Here is a 23,691-nt window from a genome sequence, read left to right on the forward strand (position 1 = left end):
GTCTTTCGTGCATGATGAATCTGCGAGTTAGAGCGGCGGCGGTCTTTGGACTAGGTTTTGTAACGATGGGTGCGGCGTGGGCGCAGAACTCGCTGCCGACGGCTACGGCGACGGGGATCGATGCGGCGGCGGCAGAGGTGCTGAAGGCTACCGGGGTGCCGAGTGCTTCGGTGGCGGTGGTGCAGGGCGGGAAGATCGCTTATGTGAAGGCGTATGGGAAGGCTCGGCTGGAGCCGGTGATGCTGGCGGAGCCGGGGATGCAGTACTCGATCGGGTCGGTGAGCAAACAGTTTACTGCGGCGATTATTTTGCTGCTGGTGCAGGATGGCGGGGTGAAGCTGGACGATCCGGTGGGGAAGTATCTGCCGGAGCTGACGCGGGCGAGCGATGTGACGGTGCGGCAGGTGCTGTCGATGACCTCGGGGTACCAGGACTTCTGGCCGGAGGACTATGTGATGACGTCGATGATGCAGCCGGCGACGCCGCAGCACATTCTGGATGTGTGGGCGAAGAAGCCGCTGGACTTCGAGCCGGGGACCAAGTGGCAGTACTCGAATACGAACTATGTGATTGCGGGACGGATCGCGGAGATTGTCGCGGGGAAGCCGCTGATCGAGCAGTTGCAGGAGCGGATCTTTCGGCCGTTGAAGATGACGGGGGTGCTGAACTCGGACGCGAGCAGGCTGCCGGCGAATGATCCGACGGGATACTACCAGCATGCGCTCGGGCCGCTGCGGCCGGCTCCGCAGGAGGGTGCGGGGTGGATGTTTGCGGCGGGAGAGTTGGCGATGCCGGCGAGCGATCTGGCGCTGTGGAATATCAGTTTGATGAATAGGACGCTGCTGGCGCCGCCTTCCTATGACGAGATGTTTACTGAGGTGAAGCTGAAGGATGGCAGCGGCACTCACTATGGGCTTGGCGTGCAGGTGAGCGCGCGGGATGGGCATCGGGTGATCTCTCATAGCGGGGAGGTGTCGGGGTTTGTTTCGCAGAATTCGGTGTTTCCTGACGATAAGGTTGCGGTGACGGTGCTGACGAATGAAGATGCTTCGAGCGCCGCGGGCGCATTGGCGCGGAAGATCGCTCCGCTGGTGCTGGGCGGGAGTGCTGCGGCAAGTGCCTCGGATGGAACGGCGGCGGCAGAGAGGCGGGCGCTTGCGATCTTTACGGGGCTGCAGGAGGGGAGGCTGGATCGGTCGCAGCTGACTGCATTTTGCGACGCGTACTTTACCGAGGAGGCGGTGGGGGACTTTGCCGGCAGCCTGAAGCCGCTGGGGGTGCCAGGCAGCTTCAAGCAGATGGATGAGGAGTTGCGTGGCGGGATGACGTTTCGCGTCTTCGAGGTGAGTTTTCCGGATAGAAAATTGCGGGTGACGACGTATGAGGAGCCGGATGGAAAGCTGGAGCAGTATCTGGTGATTCCTTCGGGGAGCTAGTGGGGTTTCAGGTGAGGTGGTGGCTGATGCAGCGGTGATGAGACAAACAGATCCTTGCCGGATGACAACCGTTGCCGGATGACAAACTGACAGACAGAGGACGTGTCGGGGATGATGCTCCGGTACCCGTTGAGTGACGCCGCGCAATAAAGGATAATAGTGCGTGGTGATGAGGCGTATGGTTGCCGCAGGGCTTTTCGTCGTCCCTCTTTGTTTTATTTTGCCTTTTGTGGCTTTCTCCCTTGAGTCAATACTTAGGACGGTGGATCAGACATGGAACTGTGGACGGAGTATGAAGGAAGAACGATCGATGGAGCGTTTCCTCTAACCAAACTGATACGGCCTGAGGGCCGGAGCGCGTTCTTTTCAACGTCGAACGGAGTGGGTGGGCCGACGGTGATACGTCTGATCGAGTCGCACTTCGATGATGAAGAGATCCTGGTGCGGTGGCGCGGGATTCAGGCGCTGAATCATCCCAATCTGGTGAATTTGATTCAGTTTGGCCGGGTGATGCTGGATGAGACGTCACTGGTCTACGCGGTGATGGAGCCGGTGGACGCGAACATGGCTGAGATTGTGGCGGAGCGGCGGCTGACGGTGCAGGAGACCAGGCAGGTTGCGACGAGCCTGGCGTCGGCGCTTGAGGCGCTGCACACGAATGGTTTTGTGCATGAGCATATTGAGCCGGCGAATGTGCTGGCTGTGGGTGAAGCGATCAAGCTGCGGAGCGATTGCATCCGTGAAACTCCCGAGGGGCAGGAGGGGAGTGAGCTGAAGCGCAAGGACGCGCATGATTTCGCGGTGGTGCTGCTGCAGGCGTTGACGCAGAAGAAGACGCTGGAGGAGGTAAAGCGCGAACTGCCGCTGGATGCTCCGTTTGATCAAATGATCAAGAAGGGAATCAGCGGGGAGTGGGGGATTCCGGAGATGGTTAGGGCGTTGCGGCCGGATACGGAGATTCGGGTGGAGGCGCGGCCGGTTGCGGTGAGCGAGCCTCGGCCGGAGAGGGTGGCGGAGACGCCGGTTGAGCTGCCGACTTATCCGACAAATCGTGTGCGGGTTGCGGAGGAGAAGTCAGGCGGGATTGAAGGACGACGGCTGGCGATTGGTGTGGGCGCGATGGTGTTGTTGCTGCTGATCGCGCTCTTCCTGCATGGGCGGTGGTCGAAGTCCGGTGGAGCGGTGCAGGCGAATGCGGTGGTGCCTGCGATTGCGACAGAGGCGAGTGATTCTGCTCCTGCGCCTGCTCTGGAGACGCCTTCGCCTGAGGCTGGTGCTGCGGGGGTGGCTGCTGCTGCTTCTGCTCCTGCTGTGGCTGTGCCGGAGGCTTCGGTACCTGCGCCGGCTCGTGTGGGTACGGGGCAGTGGCGGGTGGTGGCGTTTACGTATAACCGCGAGGCTCAGGCTCAGCAGAAGGTAGAGAGTCTTAGGGCGATGCATCCGGATCTGCGGCCTGAGGTGTTTACGCCGAGCGGGCACTCACCGTTCCTTGTGGTCGTTGGCGGGACGATGAGCCGGGATGAGGCGTTTGCTTTTGCCAGGAAGGGACGCGCAGAGGGGCTGCCTCACGACAGCTACGCTCAGAACTATCGTCGATAGCGGGGTTACTGGTGTTGTGAGAAGACAGAAGGTGTGGAGAGATGGCTCTTCGCACCTTCTTTTAGTTTCTAGAGCGTTTTTACTCTGAAAGATAGGCCCTGCCGGATGAGCCCACTGCGCGTGGCGCGGTCACTTCGTGACTTGTATACCCTGCTTTGGCGGGACTGGCGATATTCGTGCTCCCGTTGGTCGGAATGGGAAAAGCTCCAGCGTTTCTGTCTGGGCTACGCTGCTAGTCGTTCATATTTTGCTGGGCTCGCTGGAAGGCGTAGTCGCTGACGTGCACCCAGCCGCGGAAGGGCAGGTTGACGTCGGCGATAGCGAGGAGAACGAGGGTGATGAGGAGGGTGAAACAGAAGACCTGAACAGCGTGAAGGGCTCGATTGGCGGAGCCAAAGAGGGAGGCGGAGAGGACGGTGACGAGTCCGCCGACGAGGAGGACTGCCCAGAAGATGGTGGGGAGGCGGTAGGCGCTTTGGAGGAGGCGGGTGCGGCGGTGCTCGGTGAGGGCGCTGAGTTCGGTGAGGGCGTGATCTTCGGCGATGAGCTCGGAGGGCGTGGCGGCTTTGACGGACATGAGGGTCTTCCACATGTCGCGATTGAGAAGGTGGCTCTCTTCGGGGAGTTTGCTCTGGTGCATCTCGGGCCAGTCGTAGTTGATGACGGCGTCGGCGTAGGCTCGGGCCTGCTGCTCGAGGAGTATTCGTTGCGGCGTGGGCAGGCCTTCGGCGATGTGATAGACGTTGCGCAGGGAGTTGGCTTCGAGGTCGGCGTTGAGGTTGGCTTCTCCGAAGTTGGTCCAGACGGTGTAGAGCATGAAGCCGAGGATGACCGCGTAGGTGGTGCCGAGGATGCCGAGTTGCCAGCCGATGAGGTCGTTGTGTACGGTGCGCCGTTCGCGTGGCCAGATGCGGTTGAGAAGTGCCAGGAAGAGCATGGAGCAGGTCATTGTGACGATGAGGATGACGATGTTTTGGGTGAGGGTCAGCATGAAGGCGAGCATCTCCGCGTGATGGATTCCAAGCTTATCCCAGCGTGCTTGATGGCCGCAGCAAAAAAGCGCCGCTCTTGATGGAGAGCGGCGCTTTGTTTTGTGCTGCGGTGTGACGATTATTCGGTGGAGTCTTTTTCTTTCTTTTCGGCAGGGATGGGTTCGGATTTGGCCAGGGGTTTGGTGATTTCGTCGAGGTAGGCGGGGGTGCCGTCCACACGGATTAGTTGCGGGTAGCGGGCGCCGTCGTGGTAGTCGATGTCGGCGGTGGTGACGAAGGCGTCGCTCTGGAGGATGAAGTGGATGGGCTCGGTTGTTCCCTTGGCCTGCTTGATTGCGGTCTTGAGGGCATCGGCGGAGTAGACGTTGCCGTTGACGGCGACGATTTTTTGTCCGGGGAAGAGTTTGGCTTTGTCGGCGGGGCTGTTCCAGCGGACGTCGGCGATGTTGCCTTCGGCGGAGACGCGGAGCCCGAGGGAGTACCAGACGTTGACGGAGCTGCCGCGACGGCTGCCGGAGTTGGCGAGGGTGCGTTCGGACTTCGAGGGTTCGTCGGTGTAGACGAGCTTGTAACCGCCGCGTTCGATGCCGGCGAGGTCGGCGTGTGGGTTTATGTTGTCTATGCGCTCGTGGATGAAGGTGGCCCAGTCGTAGGGGAGGACCTGGTTGAGATCGGCGATGAGCTCGTCGCGGTTGTAGGTGACGATGAGGGGGCCGGTGTTGCCGCCTTCGCCGAGGAAGAGATGCAGGAAGTCGGTGAGGGATTTTTTGTTGTCGGTCTTCTGGCGAATGAGGGTGTCGGCGTCGAGCCAGAAGAGCTCGCCCTCCTGGTAGTAGTCCTGGCCGCGCTTCCAGTTGGACCAGGCGGGGTTGCCGCCGCGGAGGATGCTGGCGGCGATGGCGGTGTCTTCGGTGGGACGCCACTCGCGGCCGGGTTTGTAGTCAAGCTGGGCGGCGGAGAGGGCGAGCATGTCGCGGTACTGCTCCTGCGATTTGAGGCCGGAGCGGGCGGCGAGGACGTTGCCGAGGTAGTGGGTCATGCCTTCGTAGACCCAGAGGAGCGAGCCCTGCTGCATCTTCTCGAAGTCGTCCTGATAGAGGTTGAAGGGGCGGCGGTACTTGCCGTTCCAGGAGTGGGTGAACTCGTGGGAGAGGAGGTCGGATTCGGCGAGTTGATGGCTGGGGTCGGAAAAGCCTTTTTCGCCTACGCCGTTGTCGGAGGACTGGCCGTGCTCGAGGCCTTCGCCACCGGCTACGTCGGAGAGGGTGAGGAGGAAGTGGTAGACGTCGTAGTGGCGGGAGTCGTAGGCGGCTCCGGTCTCGCGGACGAGGTTGTTGAGTTCGGCGAGGAGGGCAGGGCGGAGGTTGGAGTCTTCGGGCGAGTCGGAGACTACGTCGATGTAGTGCTTGGGGGTGACCTCGGGGGCGAGGGCGAACTCGTGGAAGTACTGGCCTGTGATGACGGGGGAGTCTTCGAGTTGTTCGACGGTGGTGGGGGCGTAGTGGGTGAGACCGCCCTTTGGATTTTGCGGATCGTAGCCGTCGGTTGGGGTGAGGGCGCTGCCGATGCCCCACCCTGCGGGAACTTTGACCGAGGGCTGGATGGCGATGTCTTTTACGGGGGTTTTCGCGGGGTAGAGGAGGAGTTTTTCCCATTCCAGGACGGCTAGCTTGTCGCTGACGCGGGCGGTGACGATGCAGTCGAGATGAGCGTGCAGGGTGGTGACGCCGGCGGGGACGGTGACGTGGAACTCGTAGAGGTCTTCGTCGTCGCGGCGCCAGGGGAGGACTTTGCCGTTAGCGGTGAAGACGACTCCGGTGATGTCATCGACGGGGCCGGTGGGGCGGTGGTTGCCGGGGATCCACTTGGGAGTGGTGAGCGCGACGGGGCCGGGCTGGACGGGGATGTCGACTTCGGCGTGGTAGAGCTTGCGCGGAGCCTCGGAGAGGTCGGCGGTGATCCGGATGGGGGTCTGCTGGGCTTGCAGGAGGCCAGGGGTTCCGAGGGTGAGCAGAGCTAGAGGCAGGAGGGTGCGGCGGACGATCATGAACGGGAATTTCCTCTCGAAGTGAGGCGAAGATTTTAGATATTAGAAGGATAGACGATGTTGAGGCTGGAGAAGACGCCAAAAGCGGGTGGGTTGCGGTTGGAATGTCTCTGAGGCGGTCGAGGAGGCTCCGAGGTGGGTTGGGCTGTCGGCGGAGAGGAGATGGGCGGGAGCGGTCGGGCTTGCGCCCGATGCCCACATATCAAGGTCGATGTGTGGGGCACCCGGCAACAGCAGATCAATCCTCGTTCGGACTGGAGTTTGAGGCTAGGAGTTGAGGGCGGATTCGATGGCGGCGACGATGGTGGGATCGTCGGGGAGGACTTCGGGCGAGAAGCGGGCGGCGACTTGGCCGTTGCGGTCGATGAGGAACTTTTCGAAGTTCCACAGGATGCCGGGTTCGGGGTTGGTGGTGGTGCCGTGCTGCTGGAGGAAGCCGTTGAGGTTTTCGCGGAAGGCTTCGCGGCCGGGGCTGGTGGCCCTGGGCTGGGCGGCGATGAGGGATTGGTAGAGGGGATGGGTATCAGGGCCGGTAACGGTGACTTTGGAGAACATGGGGAAGTCGACGCCGAAGGTGGAGCGGCAGAAGGTCTGGATGTCCTCGTTGGAGCCTGGCTCCTGGCCGCCGAAGTCGTTGGCCGGGAAGCCGCAGACGACGAGGCCGGAGTCTTTGAAGCGGGCGTAGATCTTTTCGAGGGCGTCGTATTGGGGGGTGAGACCGCACTTGGAGGCGACATTGACGATGAGCAGGACTTTGCCGCGATAGTCGGCGAGGGACGCTCCTTCGCCGGTGATTCTGTGCACGGGGATGTCGTAGAGAGCGGCTGCGGACATGGATTCTCCTGAAAGCTTTAGTGAATTGATTATAGGTGCGCTGGGACTGTGGGAGGCTGGTTGGACGGCGGAATCGCGGGCACGGTCTTTATGAGATCTTTACAATTTTTTTTGCAGGGCGTGAAGGTTAAATGCAGAGATTGAGTGAGTTGAGTTGACAGAGGCGGTACGATCTAAATCGTATGTCACTTACAGATTCGATTATTGGACGGCCGCTTGCGACGAGTGAGGAGCGGGCAGAGCACATTGGTGTAGCCGCAGGAATCCCTATCTTTGGCCTGGATGGGCTGACGAGCGCGGCGTATGGACCAGAGGCGGCGATGACGCTGCTGATTCCGTTGGGGATCGGCGGCGTGGAGTACGGCTGGCGGATTATCGGCGCGATCCTGATTCTGCTGGCGATTGTGTACTTCAGCTACAGGCAGACGATTGCGGCGTATCCGGGTGGGGGTGGGAGCTATACGGTCGCGTCGGAGAACCTGGGGGAGAAGCCTGGGCTGCTGGCGGCGGCGGCGCTGATGATCGACTACATTTTGACGGCGGCGGTGGGAATCTCGGCGGGCGTGACGGCGCTGACGTCGGCGGTGCCACGGTTGCAACCTCATACTCTGCTGATATGTCTCGTCATTCTTACGATTCTTGCGTTGGTGAATATGCGCGGCGTGAAGGATACGGGGACGGCGTTCATCATTCCGACGTTCTTATTTGTCAGTACGCTGTTGGCGTTGATCGTGGTTGGGATGTGGAAGACGGTTCATGCGGGTGGGCATCCGATGGCGATGGCTCCGATTCCAGCTGCTCTGCCGGCCACCGTTGGGACGCTGGGGATGTGGATGCTGTTGAAGGCGTTTGCGAGCGGCTGCGCGGCGATGACTGGGGTGGAGGCGGTGTCGAATGGCGTGATGGCGTTCGGCGAGCCGAGGGTGCAGCGAGCGCAGCGGACGCTGACGGTGATCATCGGGATACTGATGGTGTTGTTGTTCGGGATTGCTTACCTGGCGAAGACTTATCGGATCATGCCGATGGATCCGGATGCGGCGCAGTTTCAGAGTCTGTTGAGTTTGCTGGTGACTGCGGTCTTCGGGCGCGGGTGGTTTTATTTTCTGACGATGGGCAGCGTGTTGCTGGCGCTGGCGCTGAGTGCGAACACGGCGTTCGCGGACTTTCCGCGTCTGACACGGGCGATTGCGCTGCATGACTATCTGCCGCATGTGTTTATTCTGCGCGGGCGGCGGCTGCTGTACTCGCATGGGATCTATGCGCTGACGGGGTTCACGGCGGTGATCCTGATTCTGTTTGGCGGTGTGACGGACCGGCTGATTCCGCTGTATGCGATTGGAGCCTTTCTTGCGTTTACTCTCTCGCAGGCAGGAATGGTGGTTCATTGGATGAAGGGCGAGGCGCACAAAGGCCGCGTCTGGCATATGTTTGTGAACGGCATTGGCGCGGTGGCGACTGGGATTACCACGCTGGTGGTGCTGGTGGCGAAGTTCCGCGCGGGCGCGTGGGTGACGGCGCTGCTGGTGCCGGTGCTGATCGGGGTGATGTGGGTGGTGAAGCGGCACTACTCGCGGGTGCGGCGAGAGATGTCGGATATGACTCCGTTGAACCTGGTGAATCTTCAGGAGCCGATTGTGGTGATACCGATGGCGCGATGGGACCGGATTACGGAGAAGGCGATGCGGTTCGGGCTGTTGTTGTCGAAGGAGATCAAGGTGGTGCATGTGCACTCGGATGACGAGGAGGGCAGCCTGGACGAGCTTTGGCACGAGTATGTGATGGATCCGATCAAGAAAGAGGGGTTGCAGGAGCCGGAGCTGGTGACGATTCCGTCGAACTACCGCTTTATTATCAATCCGTTGATGGATTACATTTTGAAGCTCGAGGAGGAGAATCCCGGGCGGAAGGTGGCGGTGCTGCTGCCGGAGCTGGTGGTGCGGCACTGGTGGGAGAATGCGCTGCATAATCAGCGGGTTCAGCTGCTAAAGCTGCTGCTGCTGGTGAAGGGGAATCAGCGGATTGTGGTGGTTAATATTCCTTGGTACCTGTGAGGGTGTTTTTGCTGGGGTTTTTGGGAAAAACGGTGTTCTGGATGTGGTGTTTTGATGGTGAAGTTATGGTGAGATGCGTGGTGGAACGTGGTGTTTCGCCGCGTGTTTTTCCTTGACGGAAGATACGCCAGTCTTTTTGGATTTATTTTTGTGAAGGCCGCCTCTTGCGAGGCGTTCTGTTACCGCAATCGGATGGTCCCTCGTATGGTCGCTAGACTAGGGTCTTCGTCGCTTGCGAGTGCTGATCGGTTCGCTGACATAAAGCCATATGCTATAAGTCATGCCGGCTACCCACAATAGCCCGACAAACAAAGTACCCGATGTCACGATAAGAATTTTTCCCAAATTCCAGAAGTCATGCCAGCGATGGCCTTCGAGGAAGGGAATTACGGAGCAGATCGAGAAGATGAGCAGTGCTAACGTCAGATAAGTAGCTTTCAACCATCTTCTGAAAGCTATCTTCATCCTTGCAAGATTCTCTTTATCTGAGACTTTTCCCATTCGTTGAACATCCATTTCGCTTGTCAGCTTTGATCGCGCAATTTTCCGAGTCCATTTTGTAGAACGCCACTTTTCTTAGACGGCATGTGTCGTTATGCGGGAATGAGGGTGGGTGGGGGACTTGTGCCAGGTGGGGCTGAGGTCGCGGAGGCGGGCTACGGCGGCGGGGATTAGGGTAAGGGCGTGGTCGATCTCTTCGGCGGTCGTGAGGCGCGAGAGGGAGAAGCGGATGCTGGCTCGGGCGCGGGCGGGAGAGAGGCCCATGGCGGTGAGGACGTGGGAGGGTTCGGTGGCGCCGGACTGGCAGGCGGAGCCTCCGCTGACGGAGAGGCCCTTGAGGTCGAGGGCGATGACGAGGGCTTCGGCTTCGATGTGATCGAAGTAGAGGCTGGTGGTGTTGGAGACGCGGGGGGCTCCGGCTCCGTTGACGCCGCACTCTTCTATTTGGGAGAGGATGCCTTGTTCGAGGCGGTCGCGTAGGGCTTCGAGGTGAGCTGGGGTGTCGGCTGTTTGGGAGAGAGCGGTCGGGCTTGCGCCCGATGCCCACACATCAGACGCGATGTGTGGGGCACCCGGATTTGTGGTGGTGGTGGGAGTTTCTATGAGCCATTGCTGGGCTAGCTCGGCGGCTTTGCCGAGCGCGACGATGCCGGCTACGTTTTCGGTTCCGGCGCGGCGCTGGCGCTCGTGGGAGCCGCCGTGGAGCATGGGGGCGAGACGGACGCTGCGGCGCACGAAGAGGGCGCCGATGCCCTTGGGGGCGTAGATCTTGTGGCCGGAGAGGGTGAGTAGGTCGACGTCCTTGAGCGGGCCTTTGGGGCTGAGGTCGAGGGGGAGACGGCCTACGACCTGAACAGCGTCGGTGTGGAAGAGCGCGCCTGCGGCATGGGCGATGGCGGCCAGCGTGGCGATGGGCTGGATAACGCCGGTCTCATTGTTGGCGAACATGACGCTGACAAGCTTTGTGTTGGGGCGGATGGCGGCCACTAAGGCTGCGGGTTCGATGATGCCTTGTGGGGTGCTCGGGAGGAACGTGACTTCTACGTTCTTCTTGGCCAGGGATTCGGCGGCGCGGAGGATGGCGTCGTGCTCGATGCTGGTGGTGATGAGGTGAGCGGGTTCGCCGGTGAGCTTTGGGCTTCCGAGGGTGCCGAAGAGGGCGAGGTTGTCGCTCTCGGTGCCGCCTGAGGTGAAGACGATCTCGGAGGTGCGGCAGTGGAGGAGGCGGGCGATGCTGTCGCGGGCGTGGTCGACGGCGGCGCGGGCGAACTGGCCCTGTTGATGGATGGAGCTGGCGTTGCCGTAGTGCTCGAGGAAGAAGGGACGCATGGCCTCGAAGACCTCGGGGAGGAGGGGTGTGGTGGCGTTGGCGTCCAGGTAGATTCGGCGCATGGTTTTATTTTACTGTGTCGCCGATTGCAGTTGATTGGCTTGCCGGGAGTGGCCGATCCAGGAGCCGATATAAGATCGGCGGCGGTGGTCTCGCCGTGGGGTTGAAGTGAAAGAGAGCTGTCGAGCGTAACGGAGTCAGCCTATTGTTCACCATAAGGCATGAAGGATGGGCCCCTGGGATTCGGAGTGGAATCACAAGGAGATCGTCATGGCAGGAAAGGTGCAAAAGGCAAAGTCGGACTCTCACAAATCCTCTTTACCGCTGACTCCAGAGCAGGTGTTTCGCCTGGATAACGTGATGAAGCACGGAACGCCGCCCAAGGCGCTGCAATCGCTCAAGTCCACCAACAGCTTTACCTTCATCGATGCGCCGGGCGATCTGAAGTTAGAGAAGTTGATCCGCAAGGTATCGCTGACCGGTGAGATGACGGCCTTCCAGATTGAGAACAAGTATGGGTACGTGCGTGGGCTGCCTGTTCAGGAGTACATTCGCCAGAATCCGGGAGTGCGGGTTGAAGCTCCGACGCTGCCTCTGCCGCCGCCTGAGCCTCCTTTTTATGCGGAGTGGGCAGACCGGATCTATCATCCGAAGCTGTCTCCTCGGATTACGAGAAGCGTGATGAGGCGCAAGGACGGCAGCCGTCTTTATCCGCATGGGTATATCTGGGGCACCGATGTGCGGCAGGCATTTTTCCCGTCGGGGTATCCCTGGCAGTGCATTGGGAGGCTGGATGTCTACACGGATCCTTCGAGCTTTATCCCGTCGGGGTTCGGAACGGGAACGCTGGTGGGACCGAATACCGTGATCACGGCGTCGCACGTGGTGCCGTGGGGTGCCAATCCGGCGATGATTCAGTTTACGCCGGGCTACTTCAATGGAGTGTCGGTCGCGGGCGCCGGGGTGACCTCGTATGTTGAGGCGTCTTCTTCGTACGACACGAATAGCCCTCCAGCTCCCGCGTTTGATTTTGCAGTGTTGAAGCTGCAGGACCGCTTGGGAGATAGTTTGGGCTGGCTCGGAGCACGGGCGTATGACGACAGCTGGAACGATCAGAATGTCTGGACTCTGGTGGGCTATCCGGGGCTGATTGCGAATGCGGAGCAGCCTTCGTTTCAGGGTGGCATCAGCTTTCACGACGATGACGAGGATAGCAACGACTCCGGCGATGCGATGGAACTGGAGACTCAGGATGGGGATTCCAGTCCTGGGGACTCCGGCGGGCCGTATCTTGCGGAGTGGCCGGATGGGCCTTATGTTGTGGCCGTGGATGTCGGAGGGGAGGCGGAGTTCTCGTTCAACCCTTTTGCTCCATGGCCGTTTGAAGACGATAACAACGTGGCCTCGGCCGGACCTGCCTTTCTGCAACTGATCAAGTGGGCGCGTGCGAACTGGGACTAGGCGGCTCCCCTCTCGAGCGGTGTGAGAGCGGGTGTGCGAAGTAGTTTGTGACATTCTCAGAGGACCGAGTCACTCGCCTGGCGAGGGAAGCGCCTCGGTCTGTGCGTTGGCCCGTTCGAAGGTGAGATTGACGGAACGATCGTGGATTGGTCTGGTGCGGTGACGGACGCCTCGTTTGACGGTGATCATATGGCCGGGCAGGAGCTCGACGGTCTGGTCGTCAAAGTCAAGGAAGAGGCCCCCTTCCAATGCGAGAAAGCTCTCATCGGAGTCGGGATGGCAGTGCCAGGGATAAGCCTCGGTCATGATGCTTATGCGAACTTCATGATCGTTGACACTGGCGATGGAATGGTTGTTGTAGCTCTCGGCTGTTGCTGATTCAGTCGAAAGACTGATGACTTCGAAGGAAGAACTTTGCATGCGGTTGCTCCATGCTTGCGGTTGTTTCGCGTGCGGTGTTTGGACTGTGCCTATTTCCAGTGAAACAGACGGCCCACATAAGCCTTCGCATGGCCGCGATTGTATCCTGCTGCGGGGACGCGCAGGGAGAGGTGAGCGCTTGCGCCTTGCGTGGGGCGGATTGATTGGGTAGTAATAACGGTATGAAAGACCATGAAAGACGGCTGGTGATGGAGCAGTTGGCTTCGAGTGAAGCGAGGCTGTTGGAGTTGGTGCGTGGATTGACGGACGAGCAGTGGAGCTTTCGGGAGAGGCCTGAGCGTTGGTCGATTGCCGATAATATCGAGCACCTGATTGTGTTTGAAGGATTTATCAGGTCGGCGATTGCGAAGACTCTGGAAGGGCCGGCGGAGCCTGAGAAGAAGGGGGACGTTGGCGCGAAGGAGCCGTTGGTTCTTGGGGTGGCCAATGGCCGGAGTAACAAACTGATTGCTCGGGAGGTAGTTCGTCCGACGGGGAGATGGCCGGACCGGAGCGAGTTAGTTCGTGAGTTACAAGAGACCAGAGCGGTTACAGTTGCATTTGCGGCGGAGACCGAGGCGAATCTGCGCGATCATTTCTTTCCTCATATTTCGTTCGGAGATCTGGACTGTTATCAGTGGCTGGTGGTGTTGGGCCAGCACAGCGCGCGGCATGGGTTTCAGATTGAGGAGATCAAGGCTCATGCGTGGTTTCCTGCTGCGTAAGGATTTTGTCCTGCCGGACGGGCCTCCTGCGCGGAGTGCGGTCACTTCGTGACTTGTATACCGCTTCGCTCGGCGCTCCCGTTGGTCGCGAACTAGGATTCCGACCAACGGTGTGTGTGAATTTGTTGTGACATCTGCGGGGACGAAACCTGATAGGCTTAGCGCGGCTCTGCGACTGCGGTAGCGAGGTTGCCCAAAAAACTGGAGGAGGATGATGATGAAGCGGATGGTTGTGGTGTTGGCGCTGGCGGCTTGTTGTGTGACGGGATTGCAGGCGCAGGGGGATGCGCAGGGGCCGAAGATCGCGGCGGGAACGATCGTTGAACCGGCGAAGAGCTTCGATGGGATGCTGAGCGATTTTGAGAAGCAGTTTGTGCCGCTGGCCGAGGCGATGCCGGCGGAGAAGTACGACTTTGCGCCGAGTGCTGCGATCTTTGTGGCGGGGCAGGGCAGCGAATATACCAAGGTGAGCACGTTTCGCCAGATGGTGCTGCATGTGGCGTCGGCGAACTACTACTACGGCAGCATGGTGGGCGGGATGAAGCCGGATGTGGATGTGAAGGCGCTGGCCGATATCAAGAACAAGGATGCGGCGGTGGCGGCGGTGAAGGCTTCGTTCGTGTTTGCGCATAAGGCGGTTGCGACGTTGACTGCGCAGAATGCGTTTGAGAGCGTGAAGGGGACCAATACGCGGGCGAGCCTGGCGGGGGGATTGGTGGCGCATGCGTCGGACCACTATGGACAGCTGGTGGAGTATCTGCGAATGAATGGGATTGTGCCGCCGGCTAGCAGGAAGTAGTGCGGTCCATTTTTTTGATGACGGCCCAAAAAGAAGAGCAGCCTTTGCGGACTGCTCTTGCTTTTGGGCGGCTTGTTATTCGCCTAGCATGATGCGCTGGATGTGGTGGGCGCGGCCGGTGGCTCCGTCGCAGTTGATGAGGGCGGCGCACATCTTGGGGTTGCCCTTGGCGGGTTCGAACTTGCCGGGCATGCCGGTGAGGAAGCGGGCGAGGACGAGCTCTTTTTCTACGCCGATGACGGAGTCGTAAGGGCCGGACATGCCGACGTCGGTCTGGTAGGCGGTTCCGTTGGGGAGGATGCGCTCGTCGGCGGTGGGGATGTGGGTGTGGGTGCCGAGGAGAGCGGTGATGCGGCCGTCGAGGTACCAGCCGAGGGCTACTTTTTCTGAGGTGGCTTCGCCGTGGAGGTCGAGGAGGATGACCTTGGCGGTGATCTTGCTGAGGAGCTCGTCGGCTTTGCGGAAGGGGTCGTCGCAGGAGGACATGAAGACGCGGCACTGGAGGTTCATTACGGCGTAGGCCTGGCCGGTGGGGAGCTCGCCCTGGTAGACGCCGAAGCCGGGGGTGCCGACGGCGTAGTTGGCGGGGCGGAGGACGCGGCGGCCGCGGGCGTGGGAGTCGGCGGGGACGGTCATGTATTCGAAGATCTCGCGCTTGTCCCAGATGTGGTTGCCGGTGGTGATGACGTGGGCGCCGAGGTCGAAGAGCTCTTCTGCGATGGAGGGGGTGATGCCGAAGCCGCCGGCGGCGTTCTCACCGTTGATGACGAGGAGGTCGACGGCGTTGGTTTCGAGGACGTGGGGGAGGTGTTCGCGGACGATGTGGCGGCCGGCGGAGCCGAAGACGTCGCCGACAAAAAGGATGTTCACTAAAGAAGTTTACATGTTGGTGGGGTGGAGAATTTTTCGCGGATGGGGGATGAGGCGGCGAATCCTCGGCTGGGTGTGGTAGCTTTTTTGAATGGCACAGAGCGGGCGGTTTCAGTTGAGCGTGCGAATTTTGGCGGTGCTGGCGAGCGAGCCGGGAGCAATGCATACTTCGTCGGCGATTGCAGAGGAGTTGAAAGAGAGCGCCGTGATGGTGCGGAGGTCTTTTCTGCTGCTGCATAAAGCAGGGCTGATTGAACAGAAGAAGGGGCCGCATGGCGGTGCGAAGCTGAAGCTTCCGGCGAAGCAGATCGGGATTGGGAATGTATTTGAGGCGTCGGCGGGGGATTGGCTGAGTATCGAGGATAAGGCTGTGAGCGCGTGGATCAAGAAGGTGCGCGGGGATGCGGTGGCAGCGATGAATGAGCACTCGCTGGCTGGCGTGGTGAAGCGGATGAAGAAGACGAAGTAGTTGTTTTGGTCTGTTGGAGGGAGCCTCGGTGAGCCGGGGCTTTTCTGCGTTTGCCGGTTATACGTCCTGAACGCTGAGGGTGCGGGGATCGGTGACTCGCTGCATGAGGGCGGCGGCGATGAGCATGCAGAGGCCACCGGCGATGATGGCGTAGATGCGGTTGTTGTGGAGAAAGTGAGTCATGATCCAGCCGAAGAAGAGGGAGGCGAGGATTTCGGGGGTGACGACGAAGAAGTTGAAGATGCCCATGTAGACGCCGGTGCGCTCCGGGGGGAGGGTGGCCGCCAGCATCGCGTAGGGCATGGAGAGGGTGCTGGCCCAGGCGATGCCGACGCCGAGCATGGTGAAGAGCAGAATGTACTTGTTGTGGATGACGACGACGGAGATGAGGCCGATGGCTCCGCAGAGCAGGCAGGCGGTGTGGGTCTTTTTTCTGCCGATTTTTTTGGCGAGCCAGGGCAGGGTGAAGGAGAAGGCGAAGCAGACGGCGGAGTAGGCGGCGAAGCAGATGCCTCCCCACTCGATGCCTTCTTTGTACAGGGGTGAGGTGGGGTCGTTCGCGCCGAAGACGTTGTGGGCGACGGCGACGGGGAAGTAGAGCCACATGCAGAAGAGGCCGAGCCAGGTGAAGAGCTGAACGGGGCCGAGTTTGCGCATGGTCTCCGGCGTGTGTGCGATTGCAGAGAGGATCTCTTTTGCGCCGGCGATGAGGCCGGTTTTTTCCTTCTTCGCGCGGCGGAAGGCTTCCATATTTTCGGGTGGGTACTCGGGCGTGGTGAAGATGGTCCATAAGACGGAGCCGAGGTAGGCCGCGGCGCCGATATAGAAGGAGATGCGGACGGTGGTGGGGACGGCGCGGGTGTCGCCGATGACCTGGGTCATGTGGAAGACGTTGGTGAGGAGCCAGGGAAGTGCGGAGGCGATGACGGCGCCGAGGCCGATGAAGAGGCTCTGCATGGCGAAGCCGCGAGTGCGCTGTCCTTCGGGGAGGATGTCGGCGACGAAGGCGCGAAAGGGCTCCATGCTGACGTTGATCGAGGCATCGAGGATCCAGAGCATGCCAGCGGCCATCCAGAGGCTGGAGCAGTTGGGCATGAGAAGGAGCATGAGGGAGCTGAGGATGGCTCCGACGAGGAAGTAGGGGCGGCGGCGGCCAAGCGGCCCCCAGGTGTGGTCGCTGGCGTTGCCGATGATGGGTTGGATGAGCAGGCCGGTGAGTGGGGCGGCGAGCCAGAGGATGGGGATCTGATCGGCGCGGGCTCCGAGGTACTCGTAGATGGCGCTCATGTTGGCCATCTGGAGGCCCCAGCCGAACTGGATGCCGAGGAAGCCGAAGCTCATATTCCAGATCTGCCAGAAGCTGCGTTCAGGCTTTCTCATGGAGGTCCTTGCAGGTTCTTCAAGGTGCCGCGCAGCGAGAGGTGGGTTGTGCGCCTCCTGGGCGAGAGCGTACGGATGAGACGAGATGTCAGGGCGCGGGCTCACAGCGGGGAAGCATAGCAGCCGCAGGGCGGGAGAAGCTATGCGTTTAATTGCGAGGCTTCGCGGGAGCAGTTTGGATACGGGCGGAGAGGCGGGAGGGTTCTTAGTCGTTGCGGATGTCGAGCGAGCCCATGCCTACGTTGATCTGGAGGGAACCGGCGCCGGTGCCTGAGTAGTTTTTGCTGACGACGATGTGGCCGTCGTGGCCGCCGGGGCGGTGGTCGTGGAGGGTGCCCATGCCTACGTTGACTTCCATCTTGGAGTAGTTTTTGTCATTGTCGACGATGAGCTGCATGTGACCCATGCCTACGTTGACCTCGCGGTTGCCGGCACTGCCGATGGCGTTGAAGTCGAGGTCGCCGTAGCCGAGGTTGATCTCATTTTCGGAGTTCAGGCCCATGGGTAGCGTGACGGTTACGGTTGCGTGGGCTGCCTTGGGGAAGTTGAGATTGATGACGCCTTTGTCTGGCTGGACGCGGATGGTCTGGATGGAGTCGGCGACGGTGTAGCTGCCTGATTGGGTGTCGAGGTCGACGGTGAGCTTGATCTCTTTGGCGTCGGGCCGAATGTTGATGCGCAGGTCGGAGCGGCAGATGTGGAGCTTCAGCTTTGCGTTGGGGGCGAAGGGGCGCGTGAGTTCGAGGTGGTGCGGGTGGAGGATGTCAGAGGGGGCGCTGGTGTAGTCGTGCGTGATGATGGGCTTGTCGAACTCGGTACAGTTCATGGAGTCGGATTGAGACTGTGAGTCGGCTTGAGCCGCGTGCGCAGTGAGAGTGGTTGCGAGGATCAGTGCGGCGGACAAGAACGATTTGCGCACGAGGGTCTCCTGTTGCTTGACGAGGGGATTTCGTCTGTTGGTGGGTACGGCGGGGTGGGGGTTTCTGTTCCCTGATTGTTCGGCGTCACGGTTTGGGGCGGAGGTTTTTGAGGAGGGCTTCGGCGGTGGGCTGGGTGTTGAGGATGTCGGCTGGGGTGAGCCAGGCGCGACGGAGCTGGGTGATGCCGTAACGCATCTGGTCGAGCTCTTCGGTGGCGTGGGCGTCGGTGTTGATTACGATCTTGCAGTTGTGTTTTTTGGCGAGGCGGAGGTGGAGGTCGTTGAGGTCGGCGCGGGCTGGGCTGGCGTTGTGTTCGACGGCTACGCCGTTTTGTGCGGCGGATTTTAAGATCGTGTCGATGTTGATGGCGTAGGCCTCGCGGCCGAGGACCTTGCGACCGGTGGGATGGCCGAGGATGCGGACGTGTGGGTTCTCGATGGCGCGGAGGACGCGTGCGGTCATCTCTTCTGTGGGTTGATTGAAGTGGGAGTGGACGCTGGCTACGACGATGTCCATCTGGGCGAGGGTGGAGTCGTCGAGGTCAAGGGCGCCGTCGCCGAGGATGTCGACTTCGATGCCGGGGAGGATGCGGATCTTGCCTTCCATTTCGAGGTCGACTTCGCGGATGCGCTTGATGTGGGCGAGGGCGCGGGCGTCGTCGAGGCCGTTGGTCATGGCCAGGTTTTTGCTGTGGTCGGTGATGGCGATGTAGGCGAGGCCGCGGGCGAGGGCGGCTTCGGCCATCTGACGGATGGTGTCGCGGCCGTCGGTGGCTTCGGTGTGCATGTGGAGGTCGCCGCGGATGTCGGCCAGGGTGATGAGCTGTGGGAGGGTGTGGGTTGCGGCGGCTTCCAGCTCGCCGCCGTTCTCGCGGAGTTCAGGTGGGATGTAGTCGAGGTCGAGAGCGTTGTAGATCTCGGCTTCGCTGGCGGCGGCTACGATGACGTTGTCTTCGAGGCGCAGGAGTGCATATTCGCTGAGGGTGAGGCCGCGTTTGATAGCGCGCTGGCGCAGGGCTACGTTGTGCATCTTGCTGCCGGTGAAGTACTGGAGGGCGGCTCCGTAGCTGGCGCGGGGGAGGAGGCGGACGTCGACCTGAAGGTTGTTGCGGAGGGTGAAGGAGACTTTGTTTTGACCCTTGGCGATGAGCTTGTCGATGAGCGGGAGATTGGCGACGTGTTCGACGGCTGCGCTGACGACGTCGGGTTCGCACGCTGGGCCCGTGGCGAGGAGGTCGAGGTCGCCTACGGTCTCGCGGCCGCGGCGGAGGGAGCCGGCGGGGATGATCTCGTCGATGCCGGGGAAGGCTCGGATGAGGTTGATGAGGGTATCGGCGTGTTGCTGAGCCTTGTCGATGCGGAAGCGGCTGGAGTTTTTGCGGTGATCTTCGATGTCCTTGAGGAGCTTGGTGACGAACTTTTCGCCCATGCGGGGGAGCTTGGTGAGATGACCGGCTTTGGCGGCGGCTTCGAGGCCGTCGATGTCGCAGACCTGGCAGGCGGACCAGACGAGGGCTACTGTTTTGGGGCCCATGCCGGGGAGGCGAAGTAGTTCGAGCATGGTGGGTTTGTACTTTTGCAGGAGCTCTTCGCGGAGGGGCATGGTGCCGGTGGTGAGCAAGGCCTGGATGTTGGCGACCATGCCCTTGCCGATGCCGGCGATGGCTAGGAGTTGCTTGGGGTCTTCGGCGATGGTGGAGAGCTGTGTGGTCTGCTGCTCGACGGCTTCGGCGGCGCGGCGGTAGGAGCGGATGCGGAAGGGGTCGGCTGAGTCGATCTCGAGGAGGGAGGCGGTTTCATCGAGGAGGCGGGCGATCGAGATATTGTCCATGGAAAGGCTTCAGAGGCGCGTACTGCCACTGATGTCAGTATGCAACAGATTTGGGAGGAGCTTACAGGGATCGAGCAGGGCTGGTCGTACGAGCCACTGCACCGACCTGAGAGGAAGAGAACACTACTGAGTCTGACTCGCTTGACTCTGACTCGCTTCTTTGAGACGAGCTACCTGATCGGCCTGAGGTCCCTTGGTGCCCTGGATGATGTCGAACTCAACCTCATCCCCTTCTTTGAGGCTCTTGTAGCCCTCGCGCTGGATGGAGCTGTAGTGGACGAAGACGTCGGCCCCGCCGTCGCGACCCAGGAAGCCGTAGCCTTTTGCGTTGTTAAACCATTTCACGGTGCCCTTGTATTGTGCCACTGGAGCGACTCCCTTTCTTTGGTTCTGTACCTATGGTGCGCCGCGAACTGAAAGCGTTTCAACGGTAGCGCCATCTGGAAGATGTGACGCAAAGAGGGGGGGAGGAGTTTTCCGGAGAGGTAATTGTCGTTGGGGTTTTTTGAGGGAGGCAGGCATGTCTGGTTACGAACTTGCACCCAAGTAATGGATAGGAGTGGAGGGTGAGTCCGTGTGCAAGGTTTTGATGGGACGAAAGGAATGTAAAGACTTAAAATAAACAAGCGTTATGTCCGGTGGAGGCTTTACAGAACACTCGCTTGCGGGTGTTTGTTAGATGCGGCCTGCGCGACGGGCTGAGTCGTAAAGCATGAGACCGATGAGGGTTTTGCCGTCGTGGATCTTGTTGGCGGTGATGAGGGCGAGGGCTTCGGAGAGGGGGAGGCGGAAGATTTCGATGTTTTCGTCAGGCTCGGGTGTGGCGGTCCCTTCGCGGAGGTCGCGGGCGAGGTAGATCTGCATCCACTCACCGAGGAAGCCGGGGCTGGCGAAGTATTTGATGAGGAGAGTCCAGCGTTTGGCGCGGTAGCCGGTCTCTTCGATCATCTCGCGCTTGGCGGCGGCGAGGGTGGCTTCGTTGGCGTCGACGCGGCCGGCGGGGAGTTCGATGAGGAACTGGCCGGCGGCGTGGCGGTACTGGCGGATAAGAATGATCTCAGGGTCTGCGGGGTTCTTTGACTCATCGACGGCGAGGATGACGACGGAGCCGTTGTGGCGGATGACGTCGCGGGTGTGGACGAAGCCGCTGGGCTCTTCGACCTTATCGGTAAAGACGGAGAAGACTCTGCCCTTATAGGTGAGTTTGGAGGAGATAAGTTTGGGTTTGGCGAACCTGGATGTGGGGTTGATGCTGGATGTGCGCTTGATGCTGGACGCGGGTTTGATGGTGGTTGCGGCTGGTGGTTTCGCGGCTTGGGGGTGGGGAGCGCCGGGCTTGGTTATCTGCTTTCTTTTTGCAGCCATAAGGCTAAAGTATCATCCTGCATCTAGACTTGGGTGACGGGCATCCAACCGAATGCGCGGAAATTAGTTGTGAATTTGCGTGTTGCTGCAGTCTAACGAGGGTGCAGTGTACGAGCTTCGAGGATAGGTCTGCATGAGCGTTGAGTGTTTTCCGATCACGGTGTTGCCGCATGTGTCGCAGATCTACCGCGACTATCTTGCGATGGCGGAGAGCGCCGGGGACTCTGCGATTCGGCGGTGGTATGGTGCGGAGCCGTTTGCGGGGAGGTGGATCGGAAGGGGCGAGCCGGGGAAGGATGCCGGAGCGTTGGCGGACTTGTTGGAGAAGCAGGCTGTTGAATTTGGTGCGGGGGACGCCGCGAAGGCGAATATTGCGAAGTTGCGCGCGGGGGCGCGGGCGGTGGTGACGGGGCAGCAGGTGGTGCTGTTCGGTGGGCCGCTGTTGACGATTTTGAAGGCGGCTACGGCGGTGGCGCGGGCGAAGGAGGCTACCAGGGCCACTGGGATAGAACACGTGCCGGTGTTCTGGATGGCGACGGAGGACCATGATCTGGAAGAGGTGGATCAGGTTTCGCTGCTGACGAAGAGTTCGGTTGAGACGCTGCGTGCCGGGTTGAAGGTGTCGAGGGCGGTGCCGGTGGGTGGGGTGGTTCCGGGGCCTGAGCTGGAGGCGGTGCTGGAGCGGGCGAGTGAGCTGCTGGAGTTCGCTCCGGTGAGCGAGTGGCTGCGGGAGTGTTATGAGCCTGAGGGCGGGAGGCGGCCTTCGCTGGCGCTGGCCTTTGGGCGGTTGATGGCGAAGATCTTTGCGGAGCAGGGGCTGGTGGTGATGGATGCAGCCTCGCGGGGGGTTCATGCGCTGGGCGCGAGTACGCTGCGGTATGCGATTGAACATGCGGCGGAGTTGCAGGGTGCTTTGATTGCTCGGGGTAAGGAGCTTGTTGCGCGTGGGTATCACGCGCAGGTTTTGGTGGCTGAGGGCGGGTCGATGCTGTTTCTGCTGGATGAGGCGACGGGAGAGCGGGTGGCTCTGCGACGCGGGGCGCCCATTGATGGGGATGCTCAGTGGAAGGCTGGCGGGCGGAGTTATTCGACGGCGGAGTTGATTGCGATTCTGGAGGCGACGCCGGAGAGGCTTAGCCCGAATGCTCTGCTGCGGCCGGTGTTTCAGGATACGGTGTTGCCGACGGCGGCGTATGTGGGTGGGCCGGCGGAGATCGCTTACTTTGCGCAGAGTGCGGTTTTGTATGAAGCGATATTGGGGCGGATTACGCCGGTGCTGCCGCGGTTGAGCGCGACGCTGCTGGAGCCGGCGATTGCGACGGTGATGGATAAGGATGAGGTGCAGTTGCCGGATGCGATGACGACGGCGGAGGCGTTGGCGCAGAGGCTGGGTGCGCGGGCGATGCCGATTGAGGGGAAGCGCAAGCTTGCGGCTGTGGGGAATGCGGTGGAGACGGAGTTGAGCGCACTGACGGAGTATCTTGCGGGGATGGATGAGTCGCTGGGGAGGTCGGCGGAGGTTTCGGGTTCGAAGATGCGGTACCAGATGAACAGGCTGCGGAGGATGGCGGCTTCGTTTGAGCTGCAGAAGGAGGCGAGTCTGCGGAAGCATGCGGAGGCGATTGTGCTGAATGTGTTTCCGGGGGGGCATCCGCAGGAGCGCGTGGTGGCTGGGGTGTGGTTTATGGCGCGGTATGGGGATGGGTTGGTGGAGAAGCTGGTGGGAGTGGCGGGGAATCAGTGTCCGGGGCATGTGGTGGTGCGGCTGTAGCTTTGATGGATTTTTCTGAAGCGTACTCGCTGGACTGCAGGAAGGCATGCTCCAGGGGCTAAAGCCCCTTCTTTTATCGCTGGACGGAGACCCAAGGCTGAAGCCTTGGGGTACCTAGATGCAAAGGCAAACCTGGGGCTCCTGGATGCGTTGCCGGTTCTAGAATGGTGGGTGAGGTGTTGCGATGGGTTTGAGTGATCAGGCGTTTGAGGTGATGTGTCCGGATTGTGGGGCGATGTTGAAGGTGGACCCGGTGACGCGGTCTGTGATTGCGCATAAGTCGGCTCCGAAGAAGAAGATGTTCGAGGACTTTGGCGAGGCGGCGAAGGCGCTGCGTGAGGCGGATGCGCGGAGGGACTCGATCTTTCAGCAGAGCGTGGATGCGCAGAAGAACAAGGATGATGTGATGGCGAAGAAGTTTGCCGAGGCAGTGAAGAAGGCGAAGGAGACTCCGCTAACGGATCGGCCGCTGCGGGATTTCGATCTGGATTAGCGTCGAAGGGTTTCTATGCATGCGGATCTGCAGGAAGACGAGCGGCTGACACGCTTCACCAAGGTTTGCCTTGGGTTTCCAAAGACAGAGCGCCAGATGATGGGTTTGCATGCGAGCTTCAGGGTAAAGAAGAAGACGTTTGCATACTTCGTGAACGATCATCATGGCGACGGTATTGTTGGAGTGCTGTGCAAGGTACTCCCGGGGGATAACGCGGCGCTGATCAAAGCCGATCCGGCGAGATTTTATATGCCTGCGTACGTGGGACCGCGGGGATGGGTGGGACTTCGACTTGATGTTGGCAGGGTGAACTGGAAGGAGGTCGAGGAGCTTGCGCGAGGAAGTTTTCAGTTGGTTACTGGCAAGGGCGTGGATTGAGCTGCGTTGTTTCGCTCACG

Annotated in this window: 22 protein-coding genes; 10 read left to right on the forward strand and 12 right to left on the reverse strand. The window is 60.7% G+C overall.

Translation table 11 applies throughout. The annotated features are described in order from the left end of the window. Positions 1-11 precede the first annotated feature (11 nt). Both HDF10_RS04185 and HDF10_RS04190 read left to right on the forward strand, forming a co-directional pair. Positions 12-1,436 carry a serine hydrolase domain-containing protein gene (locus HDF10_RS04185; RefSeq protein WP_260177599.1) on the forward strand — a complete coding sequence of 475 codons (1,425 nt, stop codon included), beginning with the start codon at positions 12-14 and terminating at the stop codon, positions 1,434-1,436. 273 nt (positions 1,437-1,709) lie between these two features. Next, a complete protein-coding gene (locus tag HDF10_RS04190) occupies positions 1,710-3,035 on the forward strand; it encodes a protein kinase domain-containing protein (RefSeq protein ID WP_183810733.1) in 1,326 nt (441 codons plus the stop codon). Positions 3,036-3,267: 232 nt separating this feature from the next. On the opposite strand, the gene HDF10_RS04195 is transcribed toward HDF10_RS04190, so the two are convergent. The 3 genes from HDF10_RS04195 to HDF10_RS04205 form a co-directional block, all read right to left on the reverse strand. Further along, entirely contained in the window at positions 3,268-4,026 is a 759-nt protein-coding gene (locus HDF10_RS04195; protein ID WP_183810735.1) for a bestrophin-like domain, read from the reverse strand. 119 nt (positions 4,027-4,145) lie between these two features. After that, positions 4,146-6,074 (reverse strand): M61 family metallopeptidase, encoded by a 1,929-nt coding sequence (locus HDF10_RS04200; RefSeq protein WP_183810737.1) that lies wholly within the window; start codon positions 6,072-6,074, stop codon positions 4,146-4,148. A gap of 267 nt (positions 6,075-6,341) precedes the next feature. Further along, positions 6,342-6,908, reverse strand: a complete 567-nt coding sequence (locus HDF10_RS04205) for a glutathione peroxidase (protein WP_183810739.1) — start codon at positions 6,906-6,908, stop codon at positions 6,342-6,344. 182 nt (positions 6,909-7,090) lie between these two features. Here HDF10_RS04205 and HDF10_RS04210 point away from each other — a divergent pair, with 182 nt between their 5' ends. Further along, on the forward strand, positions 7,091-8,959 hold the full coding sequence (locus tag HDF10_RS04210; protein WP_183810741.1) for an APC family permease: 1,869 nt from the start codon (positions 7,091-7,093) through the stop codon (positions 8,957-8,959). A 216-nt stretch (positions 8,960-9,175) separates the two neighbouring features. Here the strand turns inward: HDF10_RS04210 and HDF10_RS04215 are convergent, their stop codons facing one another. Together HDF10_RS04215 and HDF10_RS04220 are read right to left on the reverse strand one after the other, a co-directional pair. Further along, positions 9,176-9,424 (reverse strand): hypothetical protein, encoded by a 249-nt coding sequence (locus tag HDF10_RS04215; protein WP_183810742.1) that lies wholly within the window; start codon positions 9,422-9,424, stop codon positions 9,176-9,178. A gap of 111 nt (positions 9,425-9,535) precedes the next feature. Further along, the gene (locus tag HDF10_RS04220) at positions 9,536-10,852 is read right to left on the reverse strand and encodes a cysteine desulfurase family protein (protein ID WP_183810744.1); all 1,317 of its coding nucleotides are present in this window, start codon (positions 10,850-10,852) and stop codon (positions 9,536-9,538) included. Positions 10,853-11,060: 208 nt separating this feature from the next. On the opposite strand from HDF10_RS04220, the gene HDF10_RS04225 reads away from it, so the two are divergent. Continuing rightward, positions 11,061-12,251 carry a trypsin-like serine peptidase gene (locus tag HDF10_RS04225; protein ID WP_183810747.1) on the forward strand — a complete coding sequence of 397 codons (1,191 nt, stop codon included), beginning with the start codon at positions 11,061-11,063 and terminating at the stop codon, positions 12,249-12,251. A gap of 69 nt (positions 12,252-12,320) precedes the next feature. Here HDF10_RS04225 and HDF10_RS04230 read toward each other — a convergent pair whose 3' ends face one another. After that, positions 12,321-12,671 carry a cupin domain-containing protein gene (locus HDF10_RS04230; RefSeq protein WP_183810749.1) on the reverse strand — a complete coding sequence of 117 codons (351 nt, stop codon included), beginning with the start codon at positions 12,669-12,671 and terminating at the stop codon, positions 12,321-12,323. Between the two features lie 182 nt (positions 12,672-12,853). Between HDF10_RS04230 and HDF10_RS04235 the strand changes: the two genes are divergently transcribed. Together HDF10_RS04235 and HDF10_RS04240 are read left to right on the forward strand one after the other, a co-directional pair. Next, positions 12,854-13,396 (forward strand): DinB family protein, encoded by a 543-nt coding sequence (locus HDF10_RS04235; protein WP_260177600.1) that lies wholly within the window; start codon positions 12,854-12,856, stop codon positions 13,394-13,396. Positions 13,397-13,607: 211 nt separating this feature from the next. After that, positions 13,608-14,195: a DinB family protein gene (locus tag HDF10_RS04240; protein ID WP_260177601.1), complete on the forward strand. Its 588-nt coding sequence runs from the start codon at positions 13,608-13,610 to the stop codon at positions 14,193-14,195. 75 nt (positions 14,196-14,270) lie between these two features. Here the strand turns inward: HDF10_RS04240 and HDF10_RS04245 are convergent, their stop codons facing one another. Further along, positions 14,271-15,065 carry a TIGR00282 family metallophosphoesterase gene (locus tag HDF10_RS04245; protein ID WP_183810753.1) on the reverse strand — a complete coding sequence of 265 codons (795 nt, stop codon included), beginning with the start codon at positions 15,063-15,065 and terminating at the stop codon, positions 14,271-14,273. Between the two features lie 91 nt (positions 15,066-15,156). Here HDF10_RS04245 and HDF10_RS04250 point away from each other — a divergent pair, with 91 nt between their 5' ends. Further along, complete coding sequence (locus HDF10_RS04250; RefSeq protein WP_183810755.1) at positions 15,157-15,534, forward strand: RrF2 family transcriptional regulator; 378 nt, start codon at positions 15,157-15,159, stop codon at positions 15,532-15,534. 57 nt (positions 15,535-15,591) lie between these two features. Here HDF10_RS04250 and HDF10_RS04255 read toward each other — a convergent pair whose 3' ends face one another. The 5 genes from HDF10_RS04255 to HDF10_RS04275 form a co-directional block, all read right to left on the reverse strand. Beyond that, entirely contained in the window at positions 15,592-16,914 is a 1,323-nt protein-coding gene (locus tag HDF10_RS04255) for an MFS transporter (protein ID WP_183810757.1), read from the reverse strand. Positions 16,915-17,119: 205 nt separating this feature from the next. After that, a complete protein-coding gene (locus HDF10_RS04260) occupies positions 17,120-17,833 on the reverse strand; it encodes a hypothetical protein (protein ID WP_183810759.1) in 714 nt (237 codons plus the stop codon). Between the two features lie 85 nt (positions 17,834-17,918). Beyond that, on the reverse strand, positions 17,919-19,664 hold the full coding sequence (gene polX / locus HDF10_RS04265; RefSeq protein ID WP_183810761.1) for a DNA polymerase/3'-5' exonuclease PolX: 1,746 nt from the start codon (positions 19,662-19,664) through the stop codon (positions 17,919-17,921). 123 nt (positions 19,665-19,787) lie between these two features. Beyond that, positions 19,788-20,030 (reverse strand): cold shock domain-containing protein, encoded by a 243-nt coding sequence (locus HDF10_RS04270; RefSeq protein ID WP_183810763.1) that lies wholly within the window; start codon positions 20,028-20,030, stop codon positions 19,788-19,790. A gap of 309 nt (positions 20,031-20,339) precedes the next feature. Continuing rightward, positions 20,340-21,029 carry an NUDIX hydrolase gene (locus tag HDF10_RS04275; protein ID WP_183810765.1) on the reverse strand — a complete coding sequence of 230 codons (690 nt, stop codon included), beginning with the start codon at positions 21,027-21,029 and terminating at the stop codon, positions 20,340-20,342. A gap of 133 nt (positions 21,030-21,162) precedes the next feature. On the opposite strand from HDF10_RS04275, the gene bshC reads away from it, so the two are divergent. The 3 genes from bshC (at position 21,163) to HDF10_RS04290 (ending at position 23,671) form a co-directional block, all read left to right on the forward strand. Then, positions 21,163-22,800, forward strand: coding sequence for a bacillithiol biosynthesis cysteine-adding enzyme BshC (gene bshC, locus HDF10_RS04280; RefSeq protein WP_183810767.1), 1,638 nt, complete (start codon positions 21,163-21,165; stop codon positions 22,798-22,800). A 184-nt stretch (positions 22,801-22,984) separates the two neighbouring features. Beyond that, positions 22,985-23,293, forward strand: coding sequence for a hypothetical protein (locus tag HDF10_RS04285; RefSeq protein ID WP_183810769.1), 309 nt, complete (start codon positions 22,985-22,987; stop codon positions 23,291-23,293). A 15-nt stretch (positions 23,294-23,308) separates the two neighbouring features. Further along, positions 23,309-23,671 carry an MmcQ/YjbR family DNA-binding protein gene (locus tag HDF10_RS04290; RefSeq protein WP_183810771.1) on the forward strand — a complete coding sequence of 121 codons (363 nt, stop codon included), beginning with the start codon at positions 23,309-23,311 and terminating at the stop codon, positions 23,669-23,671. The last annotated feature ends 20 nt before the right edge of the window (positions 23,672-23,691 follow it).

Origin of the sequence: Tunturiibacter empetritectus, from assembly GCF_014201375.1 — a bacterium.
Lineage (GTDB): Bacteria > Acidobacteriota > Terriglobia > Terriglobales > Acidobacteriaceae > Edaphobacter > Edaphobacter lichenicola_D.